The following is a 17,829-nucleotide window of genomic DNA, read 5'->3' as shown; positions in this document are numbered from 1 at the left end:
TAGTAGGGGGTGAGGACAAGTCTTACCCCAGGGTTTCGAGTTTTAGGTGTTCAGCAATTATAGTATCTTTAATCACTTACCGTGAATACCGTTAACCCATAACACCCTATTACCTATTGCCCATTTCCTTATATAAGAATTTTAAATCTAAAATTGGTCAATTTTAACCCTATCTGGTAGCAACTGCCCAATAAATTCGATACAGTAGATTATAGTAACAGTTTATTAAGATGAAGACGGTATGAGTGTTAATCTAACCTCAGATTTTGAATCGTTATCAAGGTGGTTTCACATCCAGACAGGATTTGTGAAATCATCATTATTGACACCCCCAGCCCAAGATCGGTCTTCACTGCAACAGGTCTTTCAAACCTTGAATGCGAGAAGCTGCCCCAAGTCCTATAACTTTCACCTCCATACTCGACGTTCAGATGGGCAGTTAGAACCCTATGAAGTCATGGAACAGGCGATTGAAATTGGTTTAAAAGGACTGACCATTACCGATCATCATAGTACCCAAGGCTACAAAGAAGCTCAAAAGTGGTTAGATAACTGGAAACATAAGTATCCTAAACGGGTGAATCAGGCTCCTCGGTTATGGACGGGAGTAGAAATTAATGCCCGGTTATTGGCTGTGGATGTCCATATTCTCGGTTATGCTTTTGATCCCGACGCTTCTAGTTTGCAACCCTATCTACAAGGCTGCACCACCGAGGGAACAGATGCCTATTCTGCTAAAAACGTGATTATTGCGATTCAACAGGCGGGAGGATTGGCTGTTTTAGCTCATCCAGCCCGTTATCGTTATCCGGTGCCGGAATTAATTACGGAAGCGGCTCATTTAGGGATTGATGGGATTGAAGTCTATTATGCCTATCGTCATACAAACCCTTGGCTACCGACCGCTAAAATTACCAACCAAGTTAAACAGTTAACAGATGGCTATGGTTTGCTCAACACCTGTGGTACAGATACTCATGGTCGTAACTTGTTACTGCGGCTTTAAAGTCCAGAAGCTAATCAAAGCCTTAATGATATCCGTTCCCCTAAGATTAAAACATGGAAGGATTTCTCCTTCCCATCTTCACTATTCTTTACTGAGTTAATCCATGTTCGAGGGCATAACGGACTAATTCTGTCCGACTATTGGTTCCGGTTTTTGTAAACAGACGACTGACATATTTTTCCACATTCCGCACACTGGTTTCTAAATCCCGCGCTATTTCTTTGTTCATTAATCCTTTAGCGACTAAATCTAAAACACTCTGTTCTCGAGGGGTTAAATCAATTTTAATTGGGGGTGGGGTTTGATGAATTCCACTTTTGCCTTTTAACATATTTTCAATCCGGGCAATTTGACCTGCTAAGGTGGCAATATCGGGGTTGCCATCACCACTACTATTACGAAGGGCGGCTTGTCTGGCTAATAAATTTTTAACAATTACTACCAATTCTTCAGGATCAAAAGGTTTAGATAAATAAGCATCACATCCGGCTTGATACCCTTGGATACGATCGCTTTTCATCCCTTTAGCAGTTAGGAAAACAACGGGTAAGGCTTTAAAACGGGGGTCTTCCCGCATCTGTTGTAAAAATTGATAACCGTCAACTTCCGGCATCATTACATCAGTAATCACTAAATCGGGTAAACTTTGCTGTAATATTTCCCACCCTTGTTTGGCATTACTGGCCGTATCAACACTAAAATTACTATCTTCTAAATAAGCTTGTACAGCTTCTCGCAGTCCGGGTTCATCATCTACTAATAATAATCTAGCAGGAACTTGAGAAACAACCACTTCAGATTCAGGAGGATTAATCGGACTAGACATTATATTGACCTAAATTTAATCTTTTTTCCCACTTTAGCGAAATTTAATATTGAATTATATTGATTTAATGGACGGTTTTTACTACATAAGCCGAACTTGACAAAAATATTGCTTTATGTATTCTAGGAAGCGATCGCTCCTTCGTGATCTGAGCCACCAATAGAGCAATCTGGGACGGACTTAAGATGATTACGCAGATTAAAATCCGTGGAATCCGTGAAATCCTCTTAAATCCGTGATCCTTATTCCTAACAATTATTCAACCCGTTGACGGGCATTTTGTAAGGCTTGTTTGACCTGATCAAATCCGGTTCCCCCATAGCTATTTCGAGCCGAAACCACTTGACGAGGAGTGATCGCTTCGTATATATCGGCTTCAAATTGAGGATGTAATTGTTTCCATTCTTCTAGGGTTAAATCTTTAAGTAATTTCCCCGCTTCTAAACAAGTTCTAACCACTTTTCCCACTAAACCATAGGCTTCACGAAAGGGAATTCCTCGCGCGGCTAAATAATCAGCCACATCTGTTGCATTAGAGAAATCTTCCGCCACCGCTTCAGCTAAACGACTAGAGCGAAATTCTATGCCTTCTGCGATTAAAATGGTCATACATTCTAAACTGCCTTTAACGGTTTTGACCGCATCAAATAATGCCTCTTTATCCTCTTGTAAGTCTTTATTATAGGCTAAAGGTAATCCCTTCATCACCACTAATAATCCTTGTAAATGCCCAAATACTCGCCCGGTTTTTCCCCGCACTAATTCAGGAATATCGGGGTTTTTCTTTTGAGGCATAATACTCGAACCCGTGGAACAGCTATCGGTCAAAGTAACAAAACTAAATTCTTGAGAAGCCCAGAGAGTAATTTCTTCAGCAAGGCGGCTTAAATGTACCATAATTAAACTCGCCGCGCTCAAAAATTCAATCGCCCAATCTCGATCACTGACTCCATCTAAACTATTAGCATAAACTCGACCAAATCCTAATAATTCAGCACTATAATGGCGATCAATCGGAAAAGTTGTTCCAGCTAATGCTCCACTCCCTAAAGGACAAATATCAACCCGTTTATAGACATCTCCTAAACGTTCCCAATCTCGGTTTAACATTTCCGTATAGGCTAATAAATGATGGGCTAAACTAATCGGTTGCGCCCGTTGTAAATGGGTATAACCTGGAATTAAAGTTTCCACATTGGTTTCAGCTAGATCTAATAATACCTTTTGAAAATCAACTAATTGTTGTCGAATTTGTTGAATTTGATCTCGTAAATATAAACGGGTATCAGTTCCGACTTGATCATTGCGAGATCTAGCGGTATGGAGTTTTTTACCCACATCTCCCACTAATTCAGTTAAGCGACGTTCAACGGCAAAATGAATATCCTCGGCATCAACACCAGGATTAAAATTTCCCTCTCGATATTCTTGACGAATTTGTTCTAAACCCAAAACCAATTTTTCGGCTTCTTCGTGACTAATAATACCAGTTTTTGCTAACATTTTAGCATGGGCAACTGATCCGGTCAAATCATATTCAATCAGTTGGATATCAAAACTAATACTGGCGTTAAACTCTGCAATCGCAGGATGCAGAGATTTCTCAAACCGTTGGCTCCAAGTTTTTGAGTTCGTTGTTGTCATAATTTGGCTTTTTTTTATTCTGGTGTCAACAGTACACAGTCAAGCGTCTTATGGGAACCCTAAAAAGTTCATGGTGGACACAAAAGACGGTCGGGAGGGTCGCCAGGGTGGTTTGATCTGGGGGAACAATCCTGCTCAAGTTGAATATTCCGCTTTCATAATAAACCCACTGCATAAACATTAACCGGGACAATACAATATTAATAGAAACATTAATGATTAGTTAATAACAATACATTGCTAATTAAAATAATCCTGGCAACTTGACTTAATTCTCAATTTCCCTTATTATCAGTAACAATACATTTCACCATGTATCAAGAATTAAAATAACAAACCCAATAAATAAAGCTATGTCTGAAGCCGATCTCCCCATTCCTGAATCGTTTGATCAGCCTACTGAAGCACCTTTATCCCCACCCTTTCCCCCATCGGAGGAGTCCGTTAGTCCGGTTGTGACTCCGGATCAGGATTGGGAGACGGTGAACTTTCCCAATGCTATCCCCCTGGAGGAATTATTGACCCAGTTCGTTGCCGAGTTAGAACAAGCAGAAACGGAGTCTAATAGTGGAGATTTGGTAGTTCCAGAGGAGATATTTGTTGAGGGTTCTCAGGGGAATGAAATGGCGATTGCTTCGCTGATGTCAGTGGAAGCAGAAACCCAAGAAAATCCGGTAAAAGTGGTGCAAATTCTCCATGAATGTAACCGAGATTTAATTAATCGGGTGACTGAATTAGAAGCAGAATTAGATGAAAGTCGGCAAAATCAACAGGATCAAAAAACACAATTATTGCAACATACCCAGGAATTAGGGGCGACACAGGATCAAGTTAAACGACTGTTTAAAAAGTTGGAAATTGCCAATCAAGTGATTCGACAGCAACAGGTTTTAGTCGAAACCTTAACCCAACAATGGGAAGTTACCCAAAACCGACTCGCGCAGATGGAAAGGGATACGGCATTAACTCAACAACGCTATAATGAACAGTTCCATGAGTTAGTTCAATCTCAAAATAGTAACCGAGAATTGCGATCGCGTCTCCATCGTCAACAGCGCCAAACCCTCCAATTTAAAGTCGCTTTAGAACGGTGTTTGAACAATCAAATCCAGTTTGAAACCGGAAAACAAAACCTAGAAACCCTATCGGTAATTACGGAAGAACAATCCCTATCCTCATCTGCCACTTTATTAGTCCCAAAAGCACCCCCTGTTAAACCTTGGTCAGACGCTTTAAACCCGAATCATAACCCGATGAATTTGATGGAGGATGCAGTTAATTCATCCAAGGATTTAGATCCAATATCTTCAGAATTAGAACAGGAGATTCCTCTTAATCATGGGTTAGAATCCTTAACATCGGAACTGAATTCTGAACCAGGTTTTAAACCTCCCGTAGAGTTGACAGCTTCAATTAACAATATTCCTGTGGAAGAATTACCTAAACCTCGATTTTTAGAAGGAGAATTAGAGCGAATTCGCCTAGAATATGCCTCTTTCATTTCAGAAGATACTGATCTATTTTCATTAAAAGTAACATCAGAAGATACAGCTATTCAACCACAATCGACTAAATCTATGGGGGGTCAGTCTTTTAATTTAGGAGAAACAAAATTCAAAACTGCGGGTTCTGTAGCCGTGCAGGAACCCAATCAAAAAGAAAATAGTGCTAATTGGCCAGCCCCTTTGGTTTATCCGCAACGAAGAAAAAAATTAGAGTCTTTAGCATCAATTAATTTGCCCAGTTTTCCCACAGAAAATCCTTTTTTATCGGAGGAATTTTAAGTTAATTAATGCCCTTTTTAGGGGGTAATTTAAGCCAAATAAATTAATTTATCCATGGATTATGATCTACCTAAATTTCCCAGGAAGCAGGGAAAATTAGGTTGTCTGACCCGCAGATTTTTGTGTCTAAAAGGGATTCGGTGTCTAAGCGCAAAGCGCAGGCTGCGCCAACGCGGTTGCTATATCTAAAGATAGAGATTTGTTTTGGATTAATAACCTTAACAGATGAAATTAAACACTAATTAATTTTAAAAAAAATTAATAAAAAATGAATTTTTTACCAGCTAGACAACGGTTTATTCAAGAAATTCAGCAACCGGAAACACAGATTAATTTAGCAAAAACTGCTCTTTATATTGCCCAGGAACAATATCCTGAGATAGAACCCGAAGAATATCTTAATGCCTTAGATACCATGGCTTCGGAAGTTTTAGAACGATTACCCCAGCAACGGTATCCCTTGCGAGTTATTCAAACCATTAATCATTATTTATATGAAGATTTAGGGTTCAGGGGAAATCAAAATCACTATTATGATCCTAAAAATAGTTACTTTAATGAAGTGATTGATCGGCGGACAGGTATCCCTATAACCCTTTCTCTGGTTTATTTGGAGTTATCTAAACGGATTGATTTTCCGATGGTGGGGATTGGAATGCCGGGACATTTTTTAATCCGTCCTGAATTTGAAGAGGCGGGAATTTATGTCGATGCTTTTAATCAAGGAGAGATTTTATTTGTTGAAGATTGTGTTACTCGATTAGCGGAAATTTATCAAAAACCAATGCAAATGCAACCGGAATTTTTAGTAACTGTTACCCCCTATCAATTCCTGGGTCGAATGTTAATGAATTTAAAAGTTATTTATTTTAATCAAGGCAAAATAGAACTCGCATTGGGGGTAATAGAACGGATTTTACTACTGTTTCCAGATTCACCCCATGAAAGACGAGATCGCGGGATTATGTACTACCATCTTCAGCGATGGAGAGAAGCACAGCAAGATTTAGAGAATTATTTAGAAATTCTACCGACGGCTCAGGATACTGCTATAATTCGGCAAATACTGGATCAGATGAGCCAGAATATCTAACAGTTTGAGAAGTCTCTATCTAAAGGAACCTAAATAGGGTTAAAACAGACCTATAGTATGGGACAACAACAGAACTGTGTTACTCAATTTAACTTGTGAGGAAGGAACAAATGAACTTAAATTCAGGACGTTGGTTTCGGGGTATTCGTAACCCCTATCAATTTTTTACGCAGGGTCTATCTAAATATATATCCCTGGGGTTAGCTATAGTATTGGGATTAACAATTAGTTTGGGAATATTTGCTCAACCTTCCCCGGCTATTGATGAATTAAGATTGATCTATGGCCCAGCAAATATATCCTTAGCCACTGCTGATTTACAAACCTTTGCTCAAACGGGAGAACAGTCTAATCAACTTCGTTCTATGATTACTTTAGCAAAACTGACTCCCGATCAGGTTGAGCAATTCCAGAAAGCACTGAATTTCTCTGTCAAAATTCCTAATAATGTTGTTAATGATCTACTAGATTCTACCTATGGCAGATTATTGGTAGGAGCTTTTAATCAATTTGTTTCTTCGGGAAGCACCGTTGATATCGCGGTTGATAAAGTGATTACTGCTTTACGTGAATCCGCCGGGGATGGTCAACTTTCAATTTTGGAATTACTTCTAAGTTACCGAGGAATTACCGCAATTACGGTTAACGTTCAAAATCTGATCAATCTCTACAATGATGTTTATGCTTTAGGCGATCAGGCGATCGCTTTCCTAAAAGCTCAACCGGCTGTTCAAATGCGGCTTTGCAAATAATTGAACCTTTAATTTTTTAAACAGTAAAAAGGGGTTTTGACTATGAAGTTAAAAACTCCTTTTTATTTTAAGGGAACAGGGATCGCGGATTTAAGAGGATTTCACGGATTTCACAGATTTTAATCTGTGTTAATCTGCGTAATCCTTTTAAATCCGTGATCGGTAATGGGTAATAAACTGTTAACTGATGACTGTTAACTGATGACTGATGACTGATGACTGATTAAAGATTTTCTGCTACTTGTTTTAATCGTTTTAATTGGGCTTCCATATCTGCTTTTGTTAGAGCAGCAGCAAAGAGATTAAAACCGAATTTAATTAGAGGATTAGGGATTTCAAATTCAAATCTATTTAAAAGTTTAGTCCCTGGGATTTCCGGTACACATTCCCAGCGATCGCATCCTTTAAAATAGCCTTCAAATCCCCAAACAATTAACCCCGGTTCCCGTTCTAAAACCACTGTTTTTAAACTCGGTTGAAATATGGGAATTTGAATCAAAAATCGGCATTTCCCCCCCACAGTTGTATCCCATACGTCAATCGGTTCACAGCGTAACATCGGATTCAACCATTGGTGCATCAGTTCCAAATCTGTAAAACACCGTTCCACAACCCCAGAATTGGCCGAAATTAAAATAGATTGTTCAAAAACTTGACGATATGGCATCATAACCTTCAAGCTATAGGCAGATTAATTTCATGGAAAACATGAAAGAATCTTAGTATAAACGAGGGGCGCATCAGAAAACAAAAAAAACCTTAAATTTTAGCGGTTTTTTCTGCCATTTTAACCAGACTTAAGATGCACTCTCGTTCAAACCACAGCGCACGAGTATCAAAACATCGAATAAGTTACTGGAACAATTATGAATAGAATCGATCAATTAATACCCTTTTGGGGAACGGACTTATCCTCCCTATCCCCCCTTTATTTTGCCCAGGATAACTCCTTGGCTATCCCTACCAATATTAATGACATAAAGCTTGGTCAAGCCTCCGTGGTGGATATTGCCTTAGCTTGTGCGATTCTACTGGTTGGTTATCTGATTGCCTTATTTGCTCAATCTTTAGTTAAAAGCTTGTTTAAAAAAACAGGCTTAGACAACCAAATTGCCAGTTGGGTTTCAGGTTCAACAGCACCAGAAGACAAACTTCCGGTAGAATCTTGGGCGGGAACCGTCGCCTTCTGGATTGTTTTTATCTTTGCGGTGGTTGCCTTTCTGGATAAGCTTCAGTTGACCGCAGCATCGACACCCCTAACCAATTTACTCAACCAAGTCACCAGTTATTTACCCCGAATTTTTGGGGCGACGATTTTAATTGCGGCGGCTTGGATTTTAGCCACTATTGCCCGAACTTTATTGATTCGATTGTTCCGAACACTTCGTCTGGATGAACGTTTAAATCAACAAGTTAGTGATAATGAGGTTGTCTCTCCCGACCAATTTTCCCTGAGTGAAACCCTAGGAAGTGCCCTGTATTGGTTTGTGGTGCTGTTATTTTTACCAGCAATTCTCAGTACCCTTCAGTTACAAGGATTATTAGAGCCTGTTCAAAATATGCTCTATCAGATCCTGGCAGTTCTGCCGAATATTGTGGCAGCCTTAGTAATTGCAGGTGCGGGTTGGCTGGTGGCTCAAGTGGTGAGTCGAATTGTTACTAACCTTTTAGCTGCTGTCGGAATTGATCAATTCGGAACTCGTTTCGGCTTAAATCAGGTCGCGGGGAATCAAAAAGCATCTTCCATTATTGGATTGATTGTTTACGTTTTAATTTTGATCCCTACCGCGATTTCTGCCTTAGAAGCCCTGCAAGTTAAGGCAATTTCTGAGCCAGCTATTTTAATGCTGACGGAAATTTTTAACGCCTTACCCCAAGTATTTTTAGCAATTTTAGTTTTAATTGCTGCCTATTTTATTGGCCGTTTTATCGCCAATTTGGTCACGAATATTCTGACCAGTGTGGGGTTTGATAATGTGTTTCGCTGGTTGGGGATTCATACTCCCGTATCTCCAATTGTTGAGGAGTATATTCCCACGGAAACCCCCGAAACCAATGAGTATACAGTCCCTCCTGTTTCTGCCCAATTAACCCAACGTACTCCTTCTGAGTTAATCGGAATTGTGGTGTTAGTCGGTATTATGTTATTTGCGGCGGTTACGGCAACGGATATTTTGGGATTAGCTGCTTTAACTGTAATTATCAATCAAATCATTGCGATCTCGGGTCAAGTTTTGATTGGCGTGATTGTGTTTGGGATTGGGTTATATTTTGCTAATTTAGCCCATGATTTAATTGTCAGTTCTGGGACTCGTCAATCGAGTCTGTTAGCCCAGGCGGCTCGGATTGCCATTATTATCTTTGTCGGTGCCATGGCCTTACAACAAATGGGCATTGCCAGTGATATTGTCAATTTAGCCTTTGGTTTGTTATTAGGAGCCGTGGCGGTGGCGATCGCCATTGCCTTCGGTTTAGGTGGACGAGATGTGGCGGGGGAACAACTTCGCAATTTTCTCTCTAAATTCGGCAATGATTAATTAGGGTTAAATAGGAGTGCAAGTTTCCTCCCTTGCTTCTATTTAGCTTAATTTTCTCAAACAATTTGTCATCTTTGACTGTAGGGCTTTGGTCTCCAAATCTCTACAGATTTTTTTTGCTTAGGATTTGATCCAGAATCGTCTTTAACCCTGGTGTAGTTAATTAGCGAATTGATAAAAGACTTACATTGTGGGAGCATCATGTCAAATAAAGATAATATCCCGGATCAAATTACCTGTAAAAGTATTAAACTAGCTGGCCCAATCCAGGGTAAAAAGATAGAAATTCAAGTTGATGTTAAACCGATTAAACAGGAGGCAAAACCCAATTATAATTGGCAAATACTGGGAGTTTTATTTTTAATTCTGTTTTCTTTGATTGTAATTGTGGGAAGTTCTGGCGAAGTAGATTCATTTTCAAATCCCTGCTTACGAGATCCTTCTCATCCCAATTCTCAAAATCCTAGATGTTAAATAGTTGGTACTAACCAACCTCGGATAAAATAATAGAAGGTTAAAAAGTATTCATCCAAAACTCTTGTAGTCAGTAGTAATGCTTCAGCATTCGGCGCAAAATCAGCCCCGGTAATGTGACGCAGATATTTTGTCTGATGAACAAATGTATAAAAATTTGTTGGAGCCGGAATTACTTTAAACCCAATTCGAGCAAAAGCGAGACTAGCTCGACGCATTTCTAGGGCGGAAGTCACTAGAATAATAGTTCTACCTAAATTGTGATTTTGCATAATTCGATAAATTTCAACGGCATTATTATGGGTGGTTCCGCCGTGAGTTTCTAAGATAATTCTATCAGGAGGAATCCCCATATAAACTAAAAGTTGTTTAACATCATTAGCTTCAACTAAGGGATTAACTAATTGATTACGGGGGCCAGCACTAACAATAATAAACGGGCCTCGATCCTGTCTAAATAGTTGGGCGGAGTAGGGAATGCGATCGCCTGTATCGGTTAATTGAATTTGTTTCCGATAAGGTAATTTCGGTTCGGTGGTTCCCCGTCCTAATAATACAATAGCTCCCGCCCTTTCTCCACAACATAAATCCGTTTGTACGGTTTTTAAAGCCACCTTTTCCACCTGTTGGGCTAACCAGTTAGCAAATACGGGGGTACTAGCTACAATTAAAATTAATAATGCTATTAAAATTAAACCCGGCCCAGGTTTATCAATTTTACCATTTTTAATAAAAATAGAAGCAATTAATAATAGCAAAATTGAAAAGCCAAGAGGTCTAAAAAGAATTGATAAAATTCCTAATACCACTGACCCAACTTGGCTATCTGGGAAAAATAAAGCGACAAGAATTAAAACTAAAACCAGGATAAATAATAAGCGATTAATTAAGCCATTATTCTTACTACCCAAAATTTCCCAGGCTTTAAATATAATGGCAGCAACTAGCAACAGAAATAAAATTCGAGTTAGAATAACAAACATTGGATTAGAGAAATTTTTCTGATCATACGGCTAAAATTACATCAAAAAGGAGGAGAAACATCGTGGAGAAGACTTTAGATCGTATTCCCAAGGCGTTAATCAGAGTTCCAGAAATTACGATTTATTTCTGGATAATTAAGGTTTTAGCTACTACAGTAGGCGAAACAGCCGCAGATTTCCTATCAGGAACATTAAACCTGGGTTTAACGGTTGCATCCTTGATTATGGGTAGCCTTTTGATTATTGCGCTTTTTGTCCAGTTTTGGCTGAAACGGTATGTCCCTGCAAGTTACTGGCTTGTAGTCGTTTTAATTAGTATTGTTGGCACGCTGATTACTGATAAATTGGTAGACGATTTTGGAGTTAGCGTATTAACCAGCACTATAGTTTTTAGCATTGCTATGGTGGCAGTTTTTATCGCTTGGTACTTGAGCGAAAAAACCTTGACGATGCACTCCATTGTAACAACCAAAAGGGAGTTATTCTATTGGGCTGCTATTTTAGGTACAAAGGAAACGACTATACTTTTCCTTTGTATCATCATCAGCTTAGTAATTTACTTAACCCTAAGCAAAAAAGACCAACCTAATATCAATCGGATTTCATAAATCTGGCCGGGAATTAATAATGTTTCAAATGATGGCGAATTGCATCAACAACAGTTTCAACAACTTTAACCCGAGCATAATATTTATCATTAGCTTCTACCAATGTCCAGGGCGCATTAGGGGTATGAGTCCGTTGAATCATTTGATTGGCGGCGACTTCATACAACGGCCATTTTTCCCGGTTTCGCCAATCTTCCTCTGTGAGTTTATGGAGTTTATAGGGGTTTTCTTTTCGTTCCTCAAACCGTTTTAACTGTTCTTCTTGGTCAATATGTAACCAAAATTTAACTAACACATAGCCCGCACTGGTTAACTGTTCTTCAAATTCATTAATTTCTTGATAGGCCCGCCGCCATTCTAATTCTGTAGCAAAACCTTCAACTCGTTCTACCAAAACCCGACCATACCAACTGCGGTCAAATACCCCCAATTTACCCGCCGGAGGTAAGCGTCGCCAAAACCGCCATAAATAATGACGAGATTTTTCCTCATCTGTGGGAGCGGCAAAGGTGTTCACTTCATAACTTCGGGGATCTAAAATATCGGTTAATCGTTTAATCGCCCCGCCCTTACCCGCCGCATCCCAACCTTCAAATAGGGCTAAAACCGGAATCTGTTTTTGATAGAGAATTTGTTGGAGTTGACCTAAATTAGCCTGTTGATGACGCAGTTGGTTTTTGTAGTCTTCTGGAGATAAAGTAACTTTCAGATTTACCGCCGCTAGGGGGTGGGGTTCCGTGGGTTCTAAATGGGTTTGGGAGGGTGTAAATACGGGGGGTAACTGAATATTTAAACGGTCTAAGGCTTCTTTAATTGATGCCACCACCGTTGATAATACCTTGACTCTGGCCCAGCGTTTACAATCTCCTTCTACCAATGTCCAAGGGGCGGAACCTGTCCCGGTATGAATTACCATTTCTTCCGCTAGGCTTCTATAGGTATCATAATTTTTGGCCTGTTGCCAATCTTCAGGACGCACCCGCCAGGCTTCTAACTCATCTTCTGAGGCTTTTTTCAGGCGTTGTTTAATTTCCTTTTTGCTCAAATGTATCCAAAATTTCACCATCACCGCCCCATCGTCCACCAGTTGACGTTCAAAGGCGTTAATTTGTCGCATCGCCATCGGGACTTCCTGTTGTTCGAGGCGTCCAAATAAACGATCCTCTAAAACATAGGTATACCAACTATGGTAAAAAATACCAATACTGCCTTCGGGGGGTAATTTCTGCCAAAACCGCCAGAGAAATGGATAGCGGGATTCTTCATTGGTTGATGGCCAAATGGGATGGACGGCAAATCCTCTCGGGTCCATATATCCGACCATTTTCTTCACCAGTCCCCCTTTTCCGGCGGAGGCCCAACCTTCTAAAACAATAATAATTGGTAATTTTTTTTCTCGACAGGTATGCTGAAGCGATCGCAACTCCTTCATTAAAGCCTCTATTTGGCTTTTGTAGCTTTCTTTGTCCATTGATAAGGTTAGATCTAGGGTATCTAGCATAGACTCTCCCATCCTCATGAAGTTCTGATTAGATATTCTAGTTCTTTTTCTCCCATACATTGAAAACCTAAACAACTTTTTTAACTTCTGTTTTTTCAGCATTAACCCAGTATCTCAACTTATTGTATAATCAAAAGTTGCTTAACTGCTGATCTGTAAACGTAAAAAATAATGCGTTTAACCTTAACTCATCAATTAATTGCGTTTAAAAAAGCAATTCCTCAACGGCAACTCTGGATTTGTTTAGCTATTTTATGTGCATTTATTTTACTGTCGATTCGAGTCTCGGTTAATGAGAATTTAGCTTTAGACCAAATTTTAATTCAAGTTCCCCATCAGATTTTTCCCCGGAGTTGGGATGATTTTTTTAGATTTCTTTATTTGTTAACTGGGGTAAAAGGAACGGCGGTAATTGTGGCTTTGACTTTGGTTTTTTTGGCTTGGAAACGGTATTGGATTGAAGCCAAAGTTTTAGCCTTTTCTACTTTGGGAATTTTAATTTTAGTCGATAGAATTCTCAAGCCAATGATTGAGCGTAGTCGCCCTTTGGATCGACTCGTAAAATCCGTCGGGAGAAGTTTTCCTAGTGGTCATGCGACGGGGAATATTTTGTTTTATTTTCTTATAGCTTATCTTCTTGCAGAACGTTATCCAAAATCGACTCCCTATATTTATGGATTTGCGACAATCTGGTTATTAATTATTGGGTTTAGTAGTGTTTATTTAAGATGTCATTGGCCGAGCGATATCCTCGCAGGTTATGGTTTGGGTTATATCTGTTTAACGATTAGTTTGGCTTGGTTAAAAATTGCGCGTGAAAATCAAAAAATTAGAGAATAATGAACAGTCAAAAGTCAAAATTAAACCGATCTTTTAAAACAATTTTGGAATCCTGGGAAAACCATCCTAAGCTAACTTGGGGCGTTTCTATTGTAGGATTATTCTTGTTGAGTGCGATCGCATTTTTAAGTCATTTAGGCGATATTAGTTTAATTGATAAAACCGAACCGATGTTTGTTGAAGCTGCCCGACAAATGCACCTAACAGGAGATTGGATTACGCCCTATTGGAATGGGGAAACTCGCTTTGATAAACCGCCCTTAATTTATTGGTTAATAGTAATAGCGTTTCAAACCGTCGGGGTAAATGAATGGGGGGCGCGATTACCTTCAGCCATAACCGCAATATTATCTACCTTTTTAGTATTTTATACCCTGCTTTCTTTCGGGGGGTTAATATCTTTAGAAACGGAATCTGCTCGCACCCGCCCCCCCTTCAATTCCCCCCGTCTACGGGGGGACATAGGGGGGGGAGCGTGGTGGGGAATGGCAATGATGGCATTAAATCCCGCTTGGATTGCTTGGGGACGGGCGGGGGTTTCTGATATGCTTCTGGCTAGTTCTATCACTATTTCATTATTAGCATTTTTCTTGGGTTATGCTCAACCAAAAACTCGCCAACAAAAGGGCTGGTATTTTATATTTTATAGTTTTGCAGCTTTAGCAGTTTTAGCTAAAGGGCCGATTGGAATTGTCTTACCAATTTTGATTATTGGAGGATTTCTAATTTATACGAAACAATGGCAAAAAGTTATCTGGGAAATGCAGTTAATCAAGGGAAGTTTGGTATTTTTAATTATTGCTGTCCCCTGGTTTATTCTAGTTACTATGGCTAATGGTCAAGCCTATTTAAACACATTTTTTGGACATCATAATTTTGCACGCTTTACCAGTGTTGTCAGTAATCATCCTGGCCCTTGGTTTTATTATTTTCCAGTAATTTTAGTGGCTTTATTACCTTGGTCGGTGTATTTACCTGTAGCAATTTATCAGGTTAAATTTTGGCAAATCCAAGATTGGCGATCGCAAGATCGGTCTCAACATTTGGGCTTATTTGCTCTATTTTGGTTGGTAATTATCTTTGTATTTTTTAGTCTTTCAGCGACGAAATTACCCAGTTATATCTTACCTTCGATTCCGGCGGGCGTTATTTTAATTAGTTTATGGGGAAATCAACAAAATAATATTGAGTCTGATCAAAATAAAATTTCTCTACCATTTTTAATCACAGGTTTAGTTAATATTTTGGTGTTATTGATATTAGCGATCGCTAGTTTTATTAGTCCTCAATTAGTCGGAGATGATACCCCCAATTTTTCCCAATTATTAGAAAGCAGTCATTTAACAACGGTATCAGGAATTATCTGGTTGATTGCTAGTGGAATTACTCTCTATTGTCTGATTAAACCTCAATGGCGACGGGCAGTTTGGGCGGGAAATGCCCTAGGATTCTTTGCTTTTATGGGTTTAGTAGCTTTACCTGTGGGTCAATTATTAGATACTCAACGAAACTTACCCCTCAGACAATTATCAACCACAGTACGCCAAGTTCATCAACCGAATGAACCCCTATTAGTGATTGGGGTCTTTAGACCTAGTTTGGTCTATTATACCCAACAAAATATAGAGTTTATGACCTATGATATTCAGCAAAGATTATTAAAATTATTTCCTGTAAATACTCCCGTTGACACGGTTTTAATTATCACCAGACCCAAAGATATAGCCAAACTAGGATTACAATATTCTGATTATCAATTATTGCAGGATCAGGGAGATTATCAATTAATTAGAATTAAAGTCAAGGTATTATTAAAACGGTAAGATTGCTGAAAAAATCTTCCTTTCAAGCCTATCTTGCTATGGGAATAGACTTTCAGTACCACTACCACCCCCAAATTTGCCGGATCTCAAAAAATTTTTAGAAAAGGGGTGACAGGTTGAGGAAGCTGTGCTATATTAGTAAATTAGCTGCAAGATTAAACGCAGTGTTCATAAGCGGATGTGGCGGAATTGGTATACGCGCACGTTTGAGGGGCGTGTGGCTTTGTCCTTGCGAGTTCGAGTCTCGCCATCCGCATTAGTATTCAACTCTGACCAATATCTTGATATAGATATTTCAAAAGAGTGGAGGCGACAAAAAAAGCCAAATTCACAGGAACAGAATTTCCAATCATTTGTTCTAAATTGGTTTTAGTTCCCCAAAATTTAAAAGAATCGGGGAAGGTTTGAATATAACTCCGTTCTATTGTAGATAAAGGTCTAATTGTGGTTAGATCAATATCTTGCGGATCACCACTATGGAGTTTATAGTTGGGTGGGATCGGACGATTGACACCTCTGATAGTTGGACTAGGTTCATCAATAGAAAATATCCCTCGTCGAGCGTAGCTTCTGGGATGTCTATAATAATATTGGAGATTTAATCTATCCCCAAGATAATCTCTAATTGTCATTGGTTTTTTTGATAAACCCAACTTTAATAAATCTACCAAAGCATTATTTTTACCTGCAAGTTCACCAATTAAAAAAAAACGCGATCGCGATTGGGGTGTATTACAAAAAGACGCATTTAAAACAATTGCAGATAAACCATAACCATTTTTCAAAAACTGCTCAGATATTTGTGTCAGAATCGGACTTTTAGTTATTCTTGACACATTTTCCATGACAAACCATTGGGGTTTAATGGCACAAACAATATTAGCAAAGTTATAAGTTAAATTAGCTCTACTACCATTTATATTAAGTTTGCCAGCACTAGAAAAATCTTGACATGGGGGGCCACCAATGATCATTTCAGGAGCAAGTTGTTGGATAATTTTGATAGCTGCAACTTCATCTGTGAGGTCTTGTAAAATCGCTAAATGATCAAAATTTGCTTGATAGACCTCTAGGAATGCAACATTATTGTCAATAGCTGCTAATATCTCAATTCCCGCTTCTTTAAATCCAAGAGATAAACCACCACAACCACAAAATAAATCAACCGCAGTAATCATGAAAATAACTGTTTAAAATCGTTCTCCCATTAACCGTTGTCGCATTCCCTCGGCAATTTTTTGACCAAGATATTCAGGAATCAAACTTTCATTTGGCCCCAATAAATATAAAATTAACCGAGTGCGTCCCCGCCAAACTAATAAATTAGCATTCACCACCAATAAATCCTCCTGCCAGATAGCATACATAACCTTATAAAACAATCCAGGTTGGTTATCCGCTTCAATTAATAACGCCGGGAGGTGAAACACCGGGTCAACATAAAATTCCGTGGCCACATCCTCTAACCCAGCATCCAGGTTAAATTCCACCGCCAACATTTCTTCCACCTCAAAATGTCCCGCCAAGGCTTCTCGCACCGCCCGACAAACATTTTCTGAGGTTTTATCCGTGAGAGCTTTTCCTCCACGAGAAACCACTAACTTAATAAACACCAACATCGGCGGATAAATTTGGCCATACAAACTCAGACTATGAATCGTCAAGCCATAGGCCGCCAAAACCCCAAAAATATCGCTGAGTAAAAATGATTGATTCCGATAGGAAAAATGGAGGGCACTTTTGTTACTGTCCGGCTGAATTTCAATAACAGCCTGCTTGGTTTGGTAAACTTGATAGGCTAGTTTAAGATTTTGCAATTGAATTTCACTACTGACAAATTGCTCATAAAACTGTGGAAACGCCCGATTGAAGCGTTTTAGGAGTTCTAAAGTTGAGGATTTTAAGCCCGGAGCCATAATTGAGGTGAAGGTACGGGAGATATACTATCTAATACGTTC

The 17,829-nt window shown here is 39.2% G+C and carries 16 protein-coding genes and 1 tRNA gene; 10 read left to right on the top strand and 7 right to left on the bottom strand.

Annotation, left to right across the window (positions count from 1 at the left end):
* Positions 1 to 241: 241 nt before the first annotated feature.
* On the top strand, positions 242 to 1,006 hold the full coding sequence (locus NMG86_RS07300) for a PHP domain-containing protein (protein ID WP_026787544.1): 765 nt from the start codon (positions 242 to 244) through the stop codon (positions 1,004 to 1,006).
* Positions 1,007 to 1,094: 88 nt separating this feature from the next.
* Here the strand turns inward: NMG86_RS07300 and NMG86_RS07295 are convergent, their stop codons facing one another.
* Positions 1,095 to 1,832, bottom strand: coding sequence for a response regulator transcription factor (locus NMG86_RS07295; protein ID WP_036832967.1), 738 nt, complete (start codon positions 1,830 to 1,832; stop codon positions 1,095 to 1,097).
* Positions 1,833 to 2,087: 255 nt separating this feature from the next.
* Positions 2,088 to 3,476 carry an argininosuccinate lyase gene (gene argH, locus NMG86_RS07290; RefSeq protein WP_026787546.1) on the bottom strand — a complete coding sequence of 463 codons (1,389 nt, stop codon included), beginning with the start codon at positions 3,474 to 3,476 and terminating at the stop codon, positions 2,088 to 2,090.
* Positions 3,477 to 3,829: 353 nt separating this feature from the next.
* On the opposite strand from argH, the gene NMG86_RS07285 reads away from it, so the two are divergent.
* The 3 genes from NMG86_RS07285 (at position 3,830) to NMG86_RS07275 (ending at position 7,105) form a co-directional block, all read left to right on the top strand.
* Entirely contained in the window at positions 3,830 to 5,260 is a 1,431-nt protein-coding gene (locus NMG86_RS07285) for a hypothetical protein (protein ID WP_026797335.1), read from the top strand.
* A gap of 268 nt (positions 5,261 to 5,528) precedes the next feature.
* Positions 5,529 to 6,353, top strand: coding sequence for a SirB1 family protein (locus NMG86_RS07280; RefSeq protein WP_026787548.1), 825 nt, complete (start codon positions 5,529 to 5,531; stop codon positions 6,351 to 6,353).
* Positions 6,354 to 6,463: 110 nt separating this feature from the next.
* Positions 6,464 to 7,105: an alpha/beta hydrolase gene (locus NMG86_RS07275; protein WP_026787549.1), complete on the top strand. Its 642-nt coding sequence runs from the start codon at positions 6,464 to 6,466 to the stop codon at positions 7,103 to 7,105.
* Between the two features lie 223 nt (positions 7,106 to 7,328).
* On the opposite strand, the gene NMG86_RS07270 is transcribed toward NMG86_RS07275, so the two are convergent.
* Entirely contained in the window at positions 7,329 to 7,772 is a 444-nt protein-coding gene (locus NMG86_RS07270; RefSeq protein ID WP_026787550.1) for an SRPBCC family protein, read from the bottom strand.
* Between the two features lie 199 nt (positions 7,773 to 7,971).
* Here NMG86_RS07270 and NMG86_RS07265 point away from each other — a divergent pair, with 199 nt between their 5' ends.
* Positions 7,972 to 9,642 carry a mechanosensitive ion channel gene (locus NMG86_RS07265; RefSeq protein WP_026797334.1) on the top strand — a complete coding sequence of 557 codons (1,671 nt, stop codon included), beginning with the start codon at positions 7,972 to 7,974 and terminating at the stop codon, positions 9,640 to 9,642.
* 201 nt (positions 9,643 to 9,843) lie between these two features.
* Positions 9,844 to 10,116: a hypothetical protein gene (locus NMG86_RS07260; protein WP_026797333.1), complete on the top strand. Its 273-nt coding sequence runs from the start codon at positions 9,844 to 9,846 to the stop codon at positions 10,114 to 10,116.
* Here NMG86_RS07260 and NMG86_RS07255 read toward each other — a convergent pair.
* Complete coding sequence (locus NMG86_RS07255) at positions 10,113 to 11,099, bottom strand: YdcF family protein (RefSeq protein ID WP_026797332.1); 987 nt, start codon at positions 11,097 to 11,099, stop codon at positions 10,113 to 10,115. The two genes, NMG86_RS07260 and NMG86_RS07255, sit on opposite strands and share 4 nt — an antisense overlap.
* A 62-nt stretch (positions 11,100 to 11,161) precedes the next feature.
* Here NMG86_RS07255 and NMG86_RS07250 point away from each other — a divergent pair, with 62 nt between their 5' ends.
* Positions 11,162 to 11,707, top strand: coding sequence for a COG4705 family protein (locus NMG86_RS07250; RefSeq protein WP_026798692.1), 546 nt, complete (start codon positions 11,162 to 11,164; stop codon positions 11,705 to 11,707).
* A gap of 13 nt (positions 11,708 to 11,720) precedes the next feature.
* Here NMG86_RS07250 and pap read toward each other — a convergent pair whose 3' ends face one another.
* Positions 11,721 to 13,208, bottom strand: a complete 1,488-nt coding sequence (gene pap / locus NMG86_RS07245; RefSeq protein WP_026797330.1) for a polyphosphate:AMP phosphotransferase — start codon at positions 13,206 to 13,208, stop codon at positions 11,721 to 11,723.
* Positions 13,209 to 13,379: 171 nt separating this feature from the next.
* Between pap and NMG86_RS07240 the strand changes: the two genes are divergently transcribed.
* The 3 genes from NMG86_RS07240 to NMG86_RS07230 all read left to right on the top strand — a co-directional run bounded on the left by NMG86_RS07240 (position 13,380) and on the right by NMG86_RS07230 (position 16,127).
* Complete coding sequence (locus NMG86_RS07240; protein WP_052338666.1) at positions 13,380 to 14,048, top strand: phosphatase PAP2 family protein; 669 nt, start codon at positions 13,380 to 13,382, stop codon at positions 14,046 to 14,048.
* Entirely contained in the window at positions 14,048 to 15,871 is a 1,824-nt protein-coding gene (locus tag NMG86_RS07235; RefSeq protein WP_087882224.1) for an ArnT family glycosyltransferase, read from the top strand. Before NMG86_RS07240 ends, NMG86_RS07235 begins: the two co-directional genes overlap by 1 nt.
* 174 nt (positions 15,872 to 16,045) lie before the next feature.
* A tRNA-Leu gene (locus tag NMG86_RS07230) sits at positions 16,046 to 16,127 on the top strand.
* Between the two features lie 7 nt (positions 16,128 to 16,134).
* Here NMG86_RS07230 and NMG86_RS07225 read toward each other — a convergent pair.
* Both NMG86_RS07225 and NMG86_RS07220 read right to left on the bottom strand, forming a co-directional pair.
* A complete protein-coding gene (locus NMG86_RS07225; RefSeq protein ID WP_026787557.1) occupies positions 16,135 to 17,049 on the bottom strand; it encodes a DNA cytosine methyltransferase in 915 nt (304 codons plus the stop codon).
* 12 nt (positions 17,050 to 17,061) lie between these two features.
* On the bottom strand, positions 17,062 to 17,787 hold the full coding sequence (locus NMG86_RS07220; RefSeq protein ID WP_026787558.1) for a hypothetical protein: 726 nt from the start codon (positions 17,785 to 17,787) through the stop codon (positions 17,062 to 17,064).
* Positions 17,788 to 17,829: the final 42 nt, after the last annotated feature.

This window comes from Planktothrix rubescens CCAP 1459/22 (assembly GCA_904830895.1).
Lineage (GTDB): Bacteria > Cyanobacteriota > Cyanobacteriia > Cyanobacteriales > Microcoleaceae > Planktothrix > Planktothrix agardhii.
The sequence above is the reverse complement of the archived record's forward strand: the minus strand, read 5'-3'. Positions and strand labels throughout refer to the sequence as shown.

Coding starts and splice junctions, on each gene's coding strand:
- NMG86_RS07300 (WP_026787544.1), top strand. CDS start 242: ATGAGTGTTAATCTAACCTCAGATTTTGAATCGTTATCAAGGTGGTTT.
- NMG86_RS07295 (WP_036832967.1), bottom strand. CDS start 1,832: ATGTCTAGTCCGATTAATCCTCCTGAATCTGAAGTGGTTGTTTCTCAA.
- argH (WP_026787546.1), bottom strand. CDS start 3,476: ATGACAACAACGAACTCAAAAACTTGGAGCCAACGGTTTGAGAAATCT.
- NMG86_RS07285 (WP_026797335.1), top strand. CDS start 3,830: ATGTCTGAAGCCGATCTCCCCATTCCTGAATCGTTTGATCAGCCTACT.
- NMG86_RS07280 (WP_026787548.1), top strand. CDS start 5,529: ATGAATTTTTTACCAGCTAGACAACGGTTTATTCAAGAAATTCAGCAA.
- NMG86_RS07275 (WP_026787549.1), top strand. CDS start 6,464: ATGAACTTAAATTCAGGACGTTGGTTTCGGGGTATTCGTAACCCCTAT.
- NMG86_RS07270 (WP_026787550.1), bottom strand. CDS start 7,772: ATGCCATATCGTCAAGTTTTTGAACAATCTATTTTAATTTCGGCCAAT.
- NMG86_RS07265 (WP_026797334.1), top strand. CDS start 7,972: ATGAATAGAATCGATCAATTAATACCCTTTTGGGGAACGGACTTATCC.
- NMG86_RS07260 (WP_026797333.1), top strand. CDS start 9,844: ATGTCAAATAAAGATAATATCCCGGATCAAATTACCTGTAAAAGTATT.
- NMG86_RS07255 (WP_026797332.1), bottom strand. CDS start 11,099: ATGTTTGTTATTCTAACTCGAATTTTATTTCTGTTGCTAGTTGCTGCC.
- pap (WP_026797330.1), bottom strand. CDS start 13,208: ATGCTAGATACCCTAGATCTAACCTTATCAATGGACAAAGAAAGCTAC.
- NMG86_RS07240 (WP_052338666.1), top strand. CDS start 13,380: ATGCGTTTAACCTTAACTCATCAATTAATTGCGTTTAAAAAAGCAATT.
- NMG86_RS07235 (WP_087882224.1), top strand. CDS start 14,048: ATGAACAGTCAAAAGTCAAAATTAAACCGATCTTTTAAAACAATTTTG.
- NMG86_RS07225 (WP_026787557.1), bottom strand. CDS start 17,049: ATGATTACTGCGGTTGATTTATTTTGTGGTTGTGGTGGTTTATCTCTT.
- NMG86_RS07220 (WP_026787558.1), bottom strand. CDS start 17,787: ATGGCTCCGGGCTTAAAATCCTCAACTTTAGAACTCCTAAAACGCTTC.